11 protein-coding genes are annotated in these 14010 nt (G+C 71.6%); 10 read left to right on the top strand and 1 reads right to left on the bottom strand.

The features are described 5' to 3' along the window. Window positions 1-18: 18 nt before the first annotated feature. The 3 genes from DPM19_RS14635 (at window position 19) to DPM19_RS14625 (ending at window position 4038) form a co-directional block, all read left to right on the top strand. Window positions 19-1503, top strand: coding sequence for a glycosyltransferase family 4 protein (locus DPM19_RS14635; RefSeq protein WP_199485094.1), 1485 nt, complete (start codon window positions 19-21; stop codon window positions 1501-1503). Between the two features lie 51 nt (window positions 1504-1554). Continuing rightward, complete coding sequence (locus DPM19_RS14630; protein ID WP_111867651.1) at window positions 1555-2817, top strand: nucleotide sugar dehydrogenase; 1263 nt, start codon at window positions 1555-1557, stop codon at window positions 2815-2817. Window positions 2818-2955: 138 nt separating this feature from the next. Further along, entirely contained in the window at window positions 2956-4038 is a 1083-nt protein-coding gene (locus DPM19_RS14625) for a glycosyltransferase (RefSeq protein ID WP_111867649.1), read from the top strand. Between the two features lie 116 nt (window positions 4039-4154). Here the strand turns inward: DPM19_RS14625 and DPM19_RS14620 are convergent, their stop codons facing one another. Then, window positions 4155-5978, bottom strand: coding sequence for an outer membrane protein assembly factor BamB family protein (locus DPM19_RS14620; protein WP_111867646.1), 1824 nt, complete (start codon window positions 5976-5978; stop codon window positions 4155-4157). Window positions 5979-6129: 151 nt separating this feature from the next. On the opposite strand from DPM19_RS14620, the gene DPM19_RS14615 reads away from it, so the two are divergent. The 7 genes from DPM19_RS14615 (at window position 6130) to DPM19_RS35715 (ending at window position 13263) form a co-directional block, all read left to right on the top strand. Next, window positions 6130-6714 carry an HD domain-containing protein gene (locus DPM19_RS14615; protein WP_111867643.1) on the top strand — a complete coding sequence of 195 codons (585 nt, stop codon included), beginning with the start codon at window positions 6130-6132 and terminating at the stop codon, window positions 6712-6714. A gap of 18 nt (window positions 6715-6732) precedes the next feature. Then, window positions 6733-7218 carry an SRPBCC family protein gene (locus DPM19_RS14610; protein WP_111867641.1) on the top strand — a complete coding sequence of 162 codons (486 nt, stop codon included), beginning with the start codon at window positions 6733-6735 and terminating at the stop codon, window positions 7216-7218. Between the two features lie 69 nt (window positions 7219-7287). Continuing rightward, a complete protein-coding gene (locus tag DPM19_RS14605; RefSeq protein ID WP_111867638.1) occupies window positions 7288-9501 on the top strand; it encodes a HelD family protein in 2214 nt (737 codons plus the stop codon). Window positions 9502-9690: 189 nt separating this feature from the next. Beyond that, a complete protein-coding gene (locus tag DPM19_RS14600) occupies window positions 9691-9984 on the top strand; it encodes a hypothetical protein (protein WP_111867635.1) in 294 nt (97 codons plus the stop codon). Then, complete coding sequence (locus DPM19_RS14595; RefSeq protein ID WP_111867632.1) at window positions 9981-10319, top strand: DUF6507 family protein; 339 nt, start codon at window positions 9981-9983, stop codon at window positions 10317-10319. Before DPM19_RS14600 ends, DPM19_RS14595 begins: the two co-directional genes overlap by 4 nt. Then, window positions 10316-12361, top strand: coding sequence for a hypothetical protein (locus tag DPM19_RS14590; RefSeq protein WP_111867630.1), 2046 nt, complete (start codon window positions 10316-10318; stop codon window positions 12359-12361). Before DPM19_RS14595 ends, DPM19_RS14590 begins: the two co-directional genes overlap by 4 nt. After that, window positions 12361-13263 carry an SseB family protein gene (locus DPM19_RS35715; protein ID WP_199485093.1) on the top strand — a complete coding sequence of 301 codons (903 nt, stop codon included), beginning with the start codon at window positions 12361-12363 and terminating at the stop codon, window positions 13261-13263. Before DPM19_RS14590 ends, DPM19_RS35715 begins: the two co-directional genes overlap by 1 nt. Window positions 13264-14010: the final 747 nt, after the last annotated feature.

Genomic DNA, 14010 nt, shown 5'->3' with positions numbered 1-14010 from the left:
TGTCTACGCTGACCCGCCGTGCTCACGAAGACACGGCAGCGTGCCAGGGCTGTCGTCCACCTGACCGGTATCGCCTGGCGCCAGATAGCCGACGACCCCCGCCGCGCCCTCCTGCTGGCGCTGCGGCTGTTCCTGCGCGTCGCCCCGGCCCGCCTGCGCCGCGGCCGCCTGGGCAAACTCGCCGTCCCCAAGCCCCGCAACCCGGCCAAAGAGGCCGCCGACCTGCGCGCCCTTCTCAACGCTCCGGCCCGAACCCGGAACGAGGCCACGCACCCGGCGGCCGATGATAGGCGCGTTCTCCAATTCGTCACGAACGCCTTGCCCGCGACCAACGCCGGGTACACCGTGCGGACGCACCGCATCGCGCTGGCGCTGCGCGCCGACGGGTTCGACCCGCACGTGGTGTCCCGGATGGGCCACCCCGTCGCGCAGGGGTCGTTGGACGCCCGCCCGTACGTCGAGGTCGACGGGGTCCCCTACCACCGGTTGCTGCCCTGGCTGCCGGCCCGCGACCCGGTGCACGCGGTCGCCAAGGGCGCGGACCTGGCGGCCCGCCTGGTCGAGGAGCTGCGCCCGGCGGTGCTGCACGCGGTCAGCAACCACCTGAACGCCGCGGTGGCGGTGGAGCTGGGCCGCCGCTACGGGCTGCCGGTGGTGTACGAGGTGCGGGGCTTCCTGGAGGACTCGTGGCTGTCGCGGGACCCCCGGCACTCCCCCGACGACGACTTCTACCGGCTCACCCGGGAGCTGGAGACCCGCCGGATGGCCGAGGCCGACACCGTGGTCACGCTGGGCGAGGCGATGCGCGCCGAGATCGCCGAGCGCGGCATCGACCCGGCGAAGATCATCACGGTGCCCAACGCGGTGGACGAGGCGTTCCTGGCCCCGCTGCCCGACCCGGGGCCGCTGCGCGACCGGCTCGGCATCGCGCCCGGCGCGGTGGTGGTGGGGCTGACGTCGTCGTTCTACGGCTACGAGGGCATCGACACGCTCATCGACGCGGCGGCGCTGCTGCGTGACCGGGGCACCCCGGTCACGCTGCTGCTGGTCGGTGACGGGCCGGAGCGGGGCGCGCTGGAGCGGCGTGCCGCCGGGCACGGCGTCAGCGCCCTGTTCCCCGGCCGGGTTCCCCCGTCGTCCGTCCGTCATTACCAAGCCGTCCTCGATGTGTTCGCCGTCCCCCGCCGGGCGGACCGGGTCTGTCAGTTGGTCACGCCCCTGAAGCCGATCGAGGCGATGGCCGGAGGTATCCCAGTAATAGCAAGTGATGTCAAAGCACTGCGTGAAATTGTGGAACCCGGAATGACCGGAACGTTAACTCTGCCCGAAGACCCGGAAGCATGGGCCGGAGCGCTATCTGAGCTGATTTACAGTCCGGAAAGACGCCGAAAAATCGGGCAGGCCGCCCGCGAGTGGGTTCGGGCGGAGCGCACCTGGCGCGCCGTCGCGGCCCGGTACCGCGAGGCCTACCGCGGCGCCGACCGGCCGGGGGCCGCCTCGTGAGGCTCCGGCCGGACACCGTTCAGGGGGATCGCTCTCGAAAGGAGCCACCGGATGGATCTGGTGGTCATCGGCCTGGGATACGTCGGGCTGCCGTTGGTGCGGGAGGCCGTCCGGGCCGGACTGCGGGTCGGTGGTCTCGACCGTGACGCGCGCGTCGTCGACGGGCTGGCCGCGGGCCGGTCGCACGTCGACGACGTCTCCGCCGACGAGGTGCGGGAAATGCTCGCGGCCGGGTTCGTCCCCACCCTCGACGAGAGCGTCCTCGACGACGCCCGCACCGTCGTGATCTGCGTGCCCACGCCGCTGTCGGCGGACGGCGGGCCGGACCTCACCGCGGTGCGGGGCGCGTCGGAGACCGTCGCCCGGCACCTGTCCGCGGGCACGCTGGTGGTCCTGGAGTCCACCACCTACCCGGGCACCACCGAGGAGATCGTCCGGCCGATCCTGGAGACGTCCGGCCTGGTCGGCGGCGAGCAGTTCCACCTGGCCTTCTCGCCGGAGCGGATCGACCCGGGCAACCCGGTGTACGGGGTGCGCAACACGCCCAAGATCGTCGGCGGGCTGACCCCGGTCTGCGCGGCCGCGGCGGCGGCCTTCTACGGCAAGTTCGTGGAAGAGGTCGTGCAGGCCAAGGGCACCCGCGAGGCCGAGATGGCCAAGCTGCTGGAGAACACCTACCGGCACGTCAACATCGCGCTGGTGAACGAGATGGCGGTGTTCTGCAACGAGCTCGGCATCGACCTGTGGGACGCGATCGACTGCGCCGCGACCAAGCCGTTCGGGTTCCAGGCGTTCCGGCCGGGCCCCGGGGTCGGCGGGCACTGCATCCCGATCGACCCCAACTACCTGTCCTACAAGGTGCGGTCCCTGGGCTACCCGTTCCGGTTCGTGGAGCTGGCCCAGGAGATCAACGACCGGATGCCGCGCTACGTGGTGGAACGCGCCCAGCAGCTGCTCAACCGCGAGGGCCGTGCGCTCAACGGCGCCCGGGTGCTGCTGCTCGGCGTCACCTACAAGGCCGACATCGCCGACCAGCGTGAGTCGCCGGCCCGGCCGGTGGCCCGCAGGCTGCTCCGGCTGGGCGCGGGCCTGAGCTTCCACGACCCGTACGTGGACGCGTGGGAGGTGGACGGTGCGGCGGTGCCGAACGCGGGCGACGACCTCGTCGCGGCGCTCGCCGGCGCCGACCTGGCGATCGTGCTGGCCGACCACACCGCTTACGACCCGGCGACCCTCACCGCCCACGCCCGGCTGCTGTTCGACACCCGGGGCCGGACCCGCTCCGCCGCCGGCCAGGCCGTCGAACTGCTGTGAACACGTGACTTCGGACCGCCGCCCCCGGGCCAGAGTGCACAGGGAGTCCACCGCATGGACGACTGGAATTCATCAGTTCTTTCCCTGGCGGACCAAAGATCCACGGTGGTGAAAAGTCCCGTCTCCGGAGCGAGGAAGATGCGTGTCTGTGTTTGCACGATCGTGCACCATCCTGAAGACGCCAGGATTCTGCACCGGCAAATTCGCGCGCTTCTCGACGCGGGCCACGAAGTCACTTACATAGCCCCGTTCCGGGCCTGCAATGTGACGCCGTGGCGGAACGTCAGCCCGGTCGACGTCCCGCGCGCCGTCGGGCGGCACCGGCTGCAGGCGCTGCGCGCCGCCCACCGGGCGCTGGTCGAGCATTCCGCCTACGCCGACGTCGTGCTACTGCACGACCCCGAGCTGCTGGTCGGGCTGCCCCGCGCGGTGCGCCGCCGCACCGTGGTCTGGGACGTGCACGAGGACACCGCGGCGGCGCTGTCGGCCAAGGGCTGGGTGCCCGGCCCGCTGCGCCCGCTGCTGCGTCCCGCCGTCCGGCGGCTGGAGAACCGGACCGAGCGGCGGCACCGGCTGCTGCTCGCCGAGGAGGGCTACCGGGACCGGTTCGCCGGCGACCACCCCGTGGTGCCCAACACCACCTACGTCTCCGACACCCCGCCCGGCCCGCCGGACGACCGCCGGGTGATCTACGTGGGCAACATCTCCCTCGCCCGCGGCGGGCTCGACATGATCGAGCTCGCCCGGCAGTTGCAGCCCGAGGGCGTCACGGTGGAGCTGATCGGCGCCGCCGACCCGGACGTCCGGCCGCAGTTGCGCGACGCCCAGCGCGAGGGGGTGCTGCGCTGGTACGGGTTCGTCCCCAACGACCGGGCGCTGCGCATCGCCGAGGGCGCCATGGCCGGGCTGTCGCTGCTGCACGACGAACCCAACTACCGGCACTCCATGCCCACCAAGGTCATCGAGTACATGGCCCGCGGCATCCCGGTGATCAGCACCCCCAACCCGCCCGCCGTCGACATCATCGAGCCGGGCGGCTGCGGGCTGGTCGTCCCGTACGGCGACCCCGGTGCGGCGGCCGACGCCGTCCGCAAGCTGCGCGCCGACCCGACGCTCCGCACCGACCTCGCCAAGCGCGGTTACGAGATCGCCCGGGCCCGCTTCCACTGGCCCGTCCAGGCCGACCGGTTCGTCGCCCAGCTGGAGTCCTGGGCCGCCTAGGAGCCTGCCGGGAGCCACCCCACCGGCCTGCCGGGAGTCCCGGGGGCCTGCGGGATGGCCTCCGCCAGGCGCATCGGCGTGGTGCCCACCGGAGTCCCGGGCCGCCCGAGGTCCGTTCAGGGGGCCTGCGGGGGCTGCCGCAGGCCGGCGGCGACGACGCGCGCCACGGGCGCCGCCGCGCTGGGCGAGCCCGAGGCGTTCACCGCGACGACGTGCCGGCCGACCCGGACGGCGATCATCCCGGCGGTGGAGCCCAGCTCGTACGCCTCGTCGCCGCCGATGTCGTCGCGGGCCCGGGCCCGCGGCTGGGTGGCGCGCAGCGCGGACAGCAGCGCGGCCGCGGACCCGGCGTCCGCGGAGACCCACTTCACCGTCACCGTCAGCGTGCCGGCGGGCGCGGACTCCGCACCGGGCGTGCGGCCGGGTTCCGGCGTGCGGGTCGGGGACGGAGTCGGAGTCGGGGACGGGCCGTGGTCGAGCCGGTACGTGCAGCTCACCGGGCGGGGCAGGGCGACGTCCCCGACCTCGGCGCGGCGCGGCCGGGGCCGGTGCGAGCCGAACCGGGCCACGGCCGGGCCGCGCTCCGGCAGCAGCCGGCACGCGTCCGGCCAGTCGGCGGCCGCGGTCCCGCCGAGTTCCACCGGGCCCGGGCCGCCGGCCGCGCCGCGCAGCGCGACCAGCCGGACCCCGCCGCCCGGGCGGGGCTCGGCCTGCGGCACCGCGGCGTACAGCAGGCCCCCGGCCGCCGCCAGCCACGGCCGGGCGCCGTCCAGCCCGGGGTCCACCGCGAACGGGACGGGCACCGTCGCCGCCTCGCCCGTCGCGGGGTCGATCACGTCGACCCCGGCCGGCAGCAGGTCCTCGGCCAGCCGGGGCCGCAGCCCGTACAGCCGGCCCCCGGCCAGCGCCAGCGCCGCGTACCCGGGCGCACCCGGCAGGTCCCGGCGCCACAGCGAGCGGCCCGAGCGGACGTCGATCGCCTCGATCCGTCGGGTCCGGCCGTGCGTGCCGGTCCGGTAGACCACGACCAGGCGGCCGTCGGCGACCGCGACGGGGCACGGGGCGTCGCCGCACACGTCCTCGCCGGGGCGGGTGGCGAACTCCCGCCCGGTGCCGTCGTAGCCGCGCAGCGCGCCGCCGTCCGACACGGTCGTGACGTCGCCGCGGACCGTCACCTCGGGCCGTCCCGCCGTCTTCAGCGGGTGGCTCCAGCGGACCCGGCCGCGGCCGGGGTCCAGCGCCAGCATCCGGGCCCGCCCGGGGCAGTCGAGCGCCAGCGCGGCCAGTTCCTCGTCCCCGCCGGACGCCTGCGCGGCGGACTCGGGCAGCCGGCAGCCGGCCGGCAGCGGCAGCGTCCAGCGCCGGGTCCCGGTGACCGCCGACAGCCCGTACAGGGTCCGGCGCTCGCCGTCGGCGGTGAGCACCACGCCGGAGCCGGCGGGCCAGCGCAGCGTGGGGCGGGCCGGCGCGGCGGGCCGCTCGCCCGGCCGCCGCCACAGCAGCCGGCCGGTGACCGCGTCGAAGCCCACCAGCATCCGCTCGTCCGCGCTCCCCGCACGCTCCAGGTAGGCCGCCAGCACCCCGCCGGTGGCCGCCCAGCCGAGCAGCGTCCACCCGTCGCGCCGGTAGTGCCAGCGCGCGTCGCCGCCGTGCGCGTCGCGGACGTCGAGCCCCACCCCCGAGACCGTCACCAGCCGCCCGGCGACCAGGGCGTGCGCCACCTGGTCGTAGGGCGACGACCGGTCCCGGTGCACCGGGGTCACCCGCTGCCAGGCGTCGGTCAGCGGGCCGGGCGGCGGGCCGACGCCCGCCATCGGCCAGGCGGGGACGGCGGTGACGGAGTGCTCGACCTGCCACCACTCGGCCTGGAGCACGAACCGGTCGATCAGCACTCCGGTCGTGGTGACGGCCAGCACGCCGGCCACGAGCCCGAGCGCCATCCGATGCCGGCTCCCGGCCACGCTCTCCTCCTGTTCGCCCGCCCGTCGCGGCGCCTTTCGCCTCCCTCCACCATGCCGTGTGCCGTGAGCCCGCGCGACCCGGCCCGCCGGTCGGTTGCGCTCGACCTGAATCGTCCAGCAGGCTGCGCGTATGGAGCTCTTCACCTCCTGGCACCGCTGGGACTCGGCCCGGCCCGAACTCGCCGAAGTGACGGACGTGGACCTGCTCGACCGGGCCGTCGAGGCGGCGCTGCGCTGGCACGGCGACCAGCGGCGGCCCACCGGCGCGCCCTACGCCGAGCACCTGTTCGAGGCGCTGGAGGTCCTGGCCCGCGGGGCCGGCGAGACCGACGCCGAGACGCTGGCCGCGGCGCTGCTACACGACGTGGTCGAGGACACCCCGGCCACCGTCGCCGAGGTGGAAGGCGCGTTCGGCCCCGTGGTGGCGGAACTCGTCGACTGGGTCACCAAGCCCCCCACCGGGTCCGGGCGGCAGGACAAGCGCGCCGCCCGGGCCGCCTACCTGCGCCGGTTGCGCGAGGCTCCGCCCGCGGCGATCCGGGTCAAGCTCGCCGACCGGGCGAGCAACGTGCAGACGCTGGACCGGATGCCGGCCGACTTCCAGCGCCGGTACTACGCCGAGACGGTGACCTACATCCTGCCGCTGGCCGAGGCCGAGCCCTGGTTCGCCGGCTGGTTCGCCGACTGGGCCCGCTCTTTCGCCCACCTGCGCTGACCGGAGATGATCCCGTCCATGGAACGCGAGTGGGTGATCGAGGAGAGCGTGGTCGTCGAGGCCGGGCCCAAGCAGGTGTACGAGGCGGTCACGGACCTGCGGCGGATCGGGGCGCGCAGCCCCGAGTGCTTCGCGGTGTGGCTGCGCGGGCGGACGGTCGAACCCGGGACGAAGTTCGTCGGGTTCAACCGGGTCCGCTGGCGGGTGTGGTTCACCAACTGCCGGGTGAGCGCGGCGGTGCCGGACGAGGTGTTCGCCTTCCGGGTCGCCAGCTTCGGGATCCCGGTGGCCCTGTGGGGTTACCGGGTCGAGGGCATCGGCGACGGCGCCACGACCCGGCTCACCGAGTACTGGGAGGACCTGCGCCGGGAGCACCGCGGCGCGCGGCTCGTCTCCCTGCTGGGCCGCGTCGTCACCGGGATGCCGCCGGCCGCCCGGGTCGCGGCGAACCGGCGGGGCATGCGCGCGACACTGGCCCGGATCAAGGCCGAACTGGAGTCCTGAAGAAGATCGGTTCGGTGTCGTCCCGCGCCGAATAAGCTGGGATTTTCGCCGCACGAGGGAGCCCCTTGCATGCCGTCCCCGGTCAAGGACCAGGAGATCGCCGCCGAGCAGCGGTACGTCGATGTGGCGTACCGGCGGCTGGACGAGATGCGCGCCGACGCCCAGGAAATGCTGCGCGAGGGCTTCCGGCAGTCGCTGGCAGGCACCAAGGCGTCGCTGGTCGACCGGGACGCCATGGTGCACCAGGCGGCGCTGCGCGCGCAGGCGCTGGACGTCGCCGACGACGGGCTGGTCTTCGGCCGGCTCGACCTGACCGGCGGCGAGATCCGCTACGTGGGCCGGATCGGTGTGCGCACCCGCGACCACGACTCGCTGGTGATCGACTGGCGGGCCCCGGCGGCCGAGGCGTTCTACCGGGCCACCCCCGAGGACCCGCGTGAGGTGATCCGCCGCCGGGTGCTGCACTCGCGCGGCCACACCGTGATCGACATCGAGGACGACCTGCTCGACCCGGCCGCGGCCGACGGCCTGACCGTGGTGGGCGACGGCGCCTTCCTGGCCTCGCTGGCCCGCACCCGGGAGGGGGCCATGCGCGACATCGTGGCCACCATCCAGCGGGAGCAGGACGAGGTGATCCGGGCACCGGCCGACGGCTCGGTGCTGGTCCGCGGCGGTCCCGGCACCGGCAAGACCGCGGTGGCCCTGCACCGGGTGGCCTACCTGCTGTTCCGGCACCGCCGCCGGTTCGGCGGCCGAGGCGTGATGATCGTCGGCCCCAACCGGCGGTTCACCTCCTACATCGAGCGGGTGCTGCCGTCGCTCGGCGAGGAGTCGGCCGCGCTGCGCTCCCTCGGCGAACTGGTCGAGGGCGCCTCCGCCACCGCGCACGACCCGCCCGCGCTGGCCCGCGTCAAGGGCTCGGGCAAGATGGCCCGGGTGCTGCGCCGGGCCGTCGCCGACCACCCGCCGGGTGCGCCCGACGAGCTGCGGGTGGTGCACGCCGGCGTGGTCGTCCGGCTGGACCGGGGCGCGCTCGACCGGGTCCGCCGCGAGATGCACCGGCGTGGGCACGGCGCGGTCAACGCGGCGCGCAAGCGGGCCGGGCAGGCGCTGGTGGACGCGCTGTGGAACCGGTTCGTCGAGATCGGCGGCGACGAGAACGGGGCCGTCAAGCGTGCCGAGTTCGCCGCGAACGTCCGCGACCAGCGGACTTTCGAGGACTTCCTGGCCGCGTGGTGGCCGGTCCGGCGGCCGGCCGAGGTGCTGCGCTCGCTCGGCGACACCGCCCGGCTGCGCCGCGCCGCCGGCCGCGACCTGTCCCGGGACGAGATCGACCGGGTGGCCGGTTCCTTCCGCGGCGGCGAGGTCACCTACCTGGACGTGGCGCTGCTGGACGAGCTCGACTCCCTGCTGGGCCCGCCGCCGCGGGTCGCCCGTGCCGAGTCCGAGGACGACGACCCGTACGTGGTCGACGGCGTCAACGTGATCACGGGCGAGGAGACCGGCGAGTGGCGGCCCGGGCTGCGCGAGCTGTCCACCTCGATCGAGCGGCTGGAGCGCTCGCGCCGGGTGGACGACGGTGTGCTGGAGGAGCGCCGCGAGTACGCGCACATCGTGGTGGACGAGGCGCAGGACCTGGCGCCGATGCAGTGGCGGATGCTCGGCCGCCGGGGCCGGCAGGCGACCTGGACCGTGGTCGAGGACCCCGCGCAGAGCGCCTGGGAGGACCTGGACGCCGCCCGGCAGGCGATGGACAAGGCGCTGGGCAGCCGCCGTCGGCACGAGTACGAGCTCACCACCAACTACCGCAACTCCATCGAGATCGCCGCCGTGGCGACCCGGGTGCTGGCGCTGGCGGTGCCGTCCGCCCGACCCGCCCGCGCGGTCCGCGCCTCCGGCCACCCGCCGGTCGTCGAGGTCGCCGCCGACCCGCTCGCCGCGGCGCGCACGGCGACCGAGAAGCTGCTGTCCCAGGTGGAGGGCACGGTCGGCGTCATCGTCCCGCTCGCCCGGGACGGCCAGGCCGATCTGTTCTCCGGGCCCGGCTGGGGTCCGGCCGAGCGGGCGGAGCTGGCGGCCGGGCTGCCGGAGCGGGTCCAGGTGCTGGACGTGCTGGAGGCCAAGGGTCTGGAGTTCGACGCCGCCGTCATCGTCTCCCCCGAGACGGTGGCCGCCCAGTCGCCGCGCGGCCTGCGCGTCCTGTACGTGGCGGTCTCCCGGGCCACCCAGCGCCTCACGGTCGTCACCGCCGACCCCGACTGGCACACCACGCTGACCGGCTGAACCCCGGCCTGGACCGGCCGTCCCGCCGCTGACCAGCGAGGACCTGGCCACTCCGTACCAGAATATCCCCTATCTGCATTTATGACCGGCTGTAAAGCAATAGCCGAATTGTCGGATCATGTGAATAATGCCGGTGACGGGATTCGATGAACGCGCCCTCGCGCGCGGCACCGGCACGGGATCCGACACATGAAGTTCGAGCTGATCCATCAGCCCCGCAGCGGCATGGCGGCCGACCGGCCGCCCATCGACGCCGAACCCGCCGAACCCGCCGAGCCCGATCCGATGGCGCGGCTGGAGGCGGCGGCGCTGCGCACCGAAACGGATTTCGCGGCCACCGCCGGCCAACTGGAAAGCGCGGTGGCCGAGTTATCCGCCCTGGTGGCGAACCGGGAACCCGATTCCCGGCAGCGCCCGCCCGGCAATTTCCGTCCCGACCGGTTCTCGTCCAGCACGGCCGACGCGATCGAGGAGCGCTCATGACGGGTTGGTACATCAGGCCGAACGGGGTGGCGACGGTCCTGGGCCGGGTCAAGGAACAGGTGGTCGGCGCGGGCGGCCTGGCCGGCGAGGCCAAGAAGTTCGGTGCGGACGTCAAGGGCGCCGCGCTGGCCGCACAGAGCCCGGTGATCGCCAAGGCGCTGGGCGAGTTCCTGGAGGGCTACGGCAAGACCATCGGCCAGATGGGCACCAAGACCGGCAGTTGCGTCACCGGCGCGGTGAAAGCCACCAAGGCCTACCTGGCGGCCGACCTGGAAATGGCCGCCGAGGCGCAACGCAACGCCGTGAACGCCCCCGCGCCCAGGATCCGCCGGTGACCCACGGAGCGATCGACCCGGACGCGATCCCGATCCCGAAGGTCAACCCCGGCGAGGTGCGCGCCCGGGCCAAGGCGCTCAAAACCGACGGCGCCCGGATCGCCGACACCGGCCACGACATCCACGCCGCCTGGCAGGGCCTGAAGGCGTTCTACAACGCCCCCGAGGAGGGCCTGCTGTTCGCCGCGACCAAACCGGTCGCGGCCGCCGGCGAGGACGTGCGGCGCGCGGCGACCGCGGCGGGGGGCGCGCTGGTCGAGTTCGCCGAGCAGGCCGAGTACAACCTGCAGCGGTTCCACAACCTCAAGCGCTCGGCGACGGCCTTCCGCGCGAAGATCGCCGGCAATGACAACTGGCGCGAGGATGCCGACCTGGCCGAGGAGAACGACGGCCTGGTCCGCGCGGTGGCCCACACGGTGCTGTCCCACAAGGAGGACGAGGCCGCCTGCGCCAACAAGATCTCCGCCCTGGTCGGCGGCACCCGCTTCACCTACACCGACCCCCGCACCAAACTGGACGGCATCCGCACCCCCTGGGGAAACGCCACCGGCCAGGACAAACCCTGGTGGCAGGACGTCGGCGACGGCCTCACCGACTTCATCGGCGGCATCTTCACCGACGCGGGCGCCATGCTCGGCCTCAACAACTCCGAAGGCATGATGACGGGGTTCAACAGCTTCGGCGACTGGTGGAACAACATCACCGACGCCTGGGGCGGCGTGATCACCGGCATCGGCGGCCTGACCGGCTTCCACGGCGAGTACGGCTGGGGCTGGCAGGGCCTGGACACGGCCGGTTCCAACTGGAAAGAACTCGCCCACGCCATGGTCCCCTGGCGTGAATGGGACGACCGTCCCGGCTACGTCGTGACCACCGGCCTGCTCAGCGTCGCCGGAATGGCCGCGGGCGGCGCCAGCGGCATCAAGGCCCTGCTCAACCTCCGCAAGACCCGCGGCGACCACGCCCCCGAACCGGAACCCCCCGACGACCTGTTCGACGGCGACCCGGCCGGCTCCCCGGACCGCCCACCCACACTCGCCGAACTCCAGCGCCGGTTCGAGGAGATCGTCGACGAACTCGACGACGAACACGGCTTCGAGGACCAGTTCCTCCACCTCGACCGCCAACTCGCCGACCTCTACGAACCGGCCCGCGAACCGGCCCTCGTCGGCGGCGGCCGCCCCGACCCCCACGCCTCCCACGACCCACCCCCCGGCAACGGAGGCGACAGTCCACTCCCACCCGGACCTGGCCCGGAAGACCGCCTCCCGGGAGGAGGCAGTCATGATGACAACGGTCCTGACGTCTTCGAAGAACCCCGGGAGGACCTTCCGCAGCACGACGGGCTGGACGAGAGGGCCCTAGCTGATCTACGTAGCGTGGAACAGGACACGCAACGCATTGCCGAGCGATACGGCGTGCATGTCGACTTCACCACTCGCCCCATCGACCCCGCCAACGCCGTAGGGTTTCACCGCGCGATTCAACGAGTTGCAGCCGACTACCCATCGATCTTCCGCGACATGCAGACCATCAGAATCCAGAACTTGGACGAGATGCGTACCATTGACCCCAGTAGCGGTCCGAACGTGATGGGCTTCTCGATCAATGATCGCCAGGGACCAGCCCCCCAGGGAATTTACTTAAATCAGGGGAATTTCACCAACAAGGCAACCACAGACTTCGTTGCCCTTGATCGAGCAATGGAAGGGTGGTCGGTTCCTGGGAGCTTGACCGCCAAAGGGACAATCTATCACGAATTCGGCCATCAAATCGGACATCGCATTTTGACCAACCCATCACTAACAAAAGAACTTGCATTCGAATTCAAAAAGATCGGCATATCAGTCGACGAGCATTCCCTTAGTGCGGGAATACCAAAAGGTATAAAATCACTGGCCGAAGGCCTGGGGGCCTACGGCAAGAAAAATCCCAGCGAAATGCTTGCCGAGGGGTTTGCCGAGTGGCTCCTTAGTCCCTCACCCCGCCCCATCGCCTCCACCATCGGTGAATTTATTGACAAGCACTTCAAGGGGAAATAATGACCACAATCATCCCGCCTGCAAATATTTGCCGCGCATGCGCGCACCTAAGGCGGGCGCCCGATCCCGACCATGACCCTGACGACGGAAATCCGCTCTCCGGAATGTTGAATTTCTGCGAAGCATTCCCGGACGGGATCCCAGATGACATATATTTCGGCGGGTTCGACCATCGCCAGCCATACCCAGGGGACCACAACATTCAATTCTCACTAAAGCAGGGAAAAGATATCCTTGTTCGCGGGTACGAAAGGGAAACACCACCGGAGCAGCGAATTAGGGACGTAAGCGAAAGTTCTCGAGAGTGGCAAGAGAAGGTAGTCAAATTGTGGCGCCGCCGTCTCGCCAGCGTGGAAGCGCTATTGGATGCTCCACGATTGATGGCTCCGATACGCGGTGACGGGTCCCTGGCGTCATGGGATCTTGATGAGTTTATATGGCTGGGGATCTCGACCACAGGGCCTCGCGCGCTCGACTGGGACGATTCTGACGACTTCAAGGAATGGTACTCTCTCTCGGCAGAAGAACTCGCCGGCCTAGTTCCCGATGGCGTCGACCTTTATATCGACCAGCGCGGCCCCTTGCTACCGGCACGCGACCTACACGAAGCCAGCCTTCCCCTGCTACGTGCGTCCCGCGCCCTCCATGTCGGCCAGACTCAGAAAAACGCGTTTATTGAGGAATTTCGCCACGCCCAGGTATACTGCCTCTCAAGTGAGGAACGCGCACCACTGCCCAATTTTCAGAAAATTCCCGCTTTCTCCTCATCGCTCGCCCTTCGAATTTTCGCAGGCGACGTGCCCTACAGTGGGGTTTCTGGACGAGAAGCAGTCGACACGCTCCCCATAGGGCACACACTCATCCTAGATCCCGGCCAGCCGTACGCCCTCGAAGTCCGCTGATCGCACCAGCGCGCTCCGCATTAAATGCGTTCCCTGGGCTTCCTGCGAATGGGCGCGGGCACTGGCTATTGTTGCTGAGCGGGTTAACCGAGCAGCACGATGATCGTGCCCTCCGCTGTTCAAGAACAGTGACACCGCTGGGCGAGTAATTCCACAACGACCTGGCATGGGCGGCGGTGGAGGCGACCATCTCCGCCAAGGTTACCCCTACCACCTCAAGGGAATCGCCGGGGCAGTCGCGATCAAGGCCGCCACGACCCACTCCGCCGCGCTGCGCGGGCTATTGCCTGCCTAGCCGCAAACTAGTCGAGAAGGTGCTCGCCTACATCCCTTCGGCCAGGTACACGACGGGCTGCGGCGCACGCTCGACCTGCTGAACGCCCCGCGGAACAAGCCGCCGAGCTTGGCAGCCGCGCACAGATCAGCGCTCCTGACACCATCCCGTTCGCGCCGTGGGCGGCAGCCACCCACCTGCACGACTACGCGGCGGCCGTACGCGCTTTGCACCCAGGCGGGTGACGACATGGACACCATCGTCGGTGCGTCATCGCAGCCCACCACGGAGCGTCGGCTCCATTCCCGCCGACTGGCCGGCCGCCCACAAGCCACTGCCCGCCTGACGGCCCACCCCGACATAGGACGCCGCAGACGGCCTCCAACCGCTCTGATCGGTTCGTACGACCGTGGAGCAGGCACCGGAACAGGTGGCCTTGTGGGGGAGCGTGACCATCTTCGGTGGACCCGTAC

Source organism: Actinomadura craniellae (genome assembly GCF_003289645.1).
GTDB classification, from domain to species: domain Bacteria; phylum Actinomycetota; class Actinomycetes; order Streptosporangiales; family Streptosporangiaceae; genus Actinomadura_D; species Actinomadura_D craniellae.
Note: the sequence above shows the minus strand (reverse complement) of the source record. Positions and strands in the feature narration are given on the sequence as shown.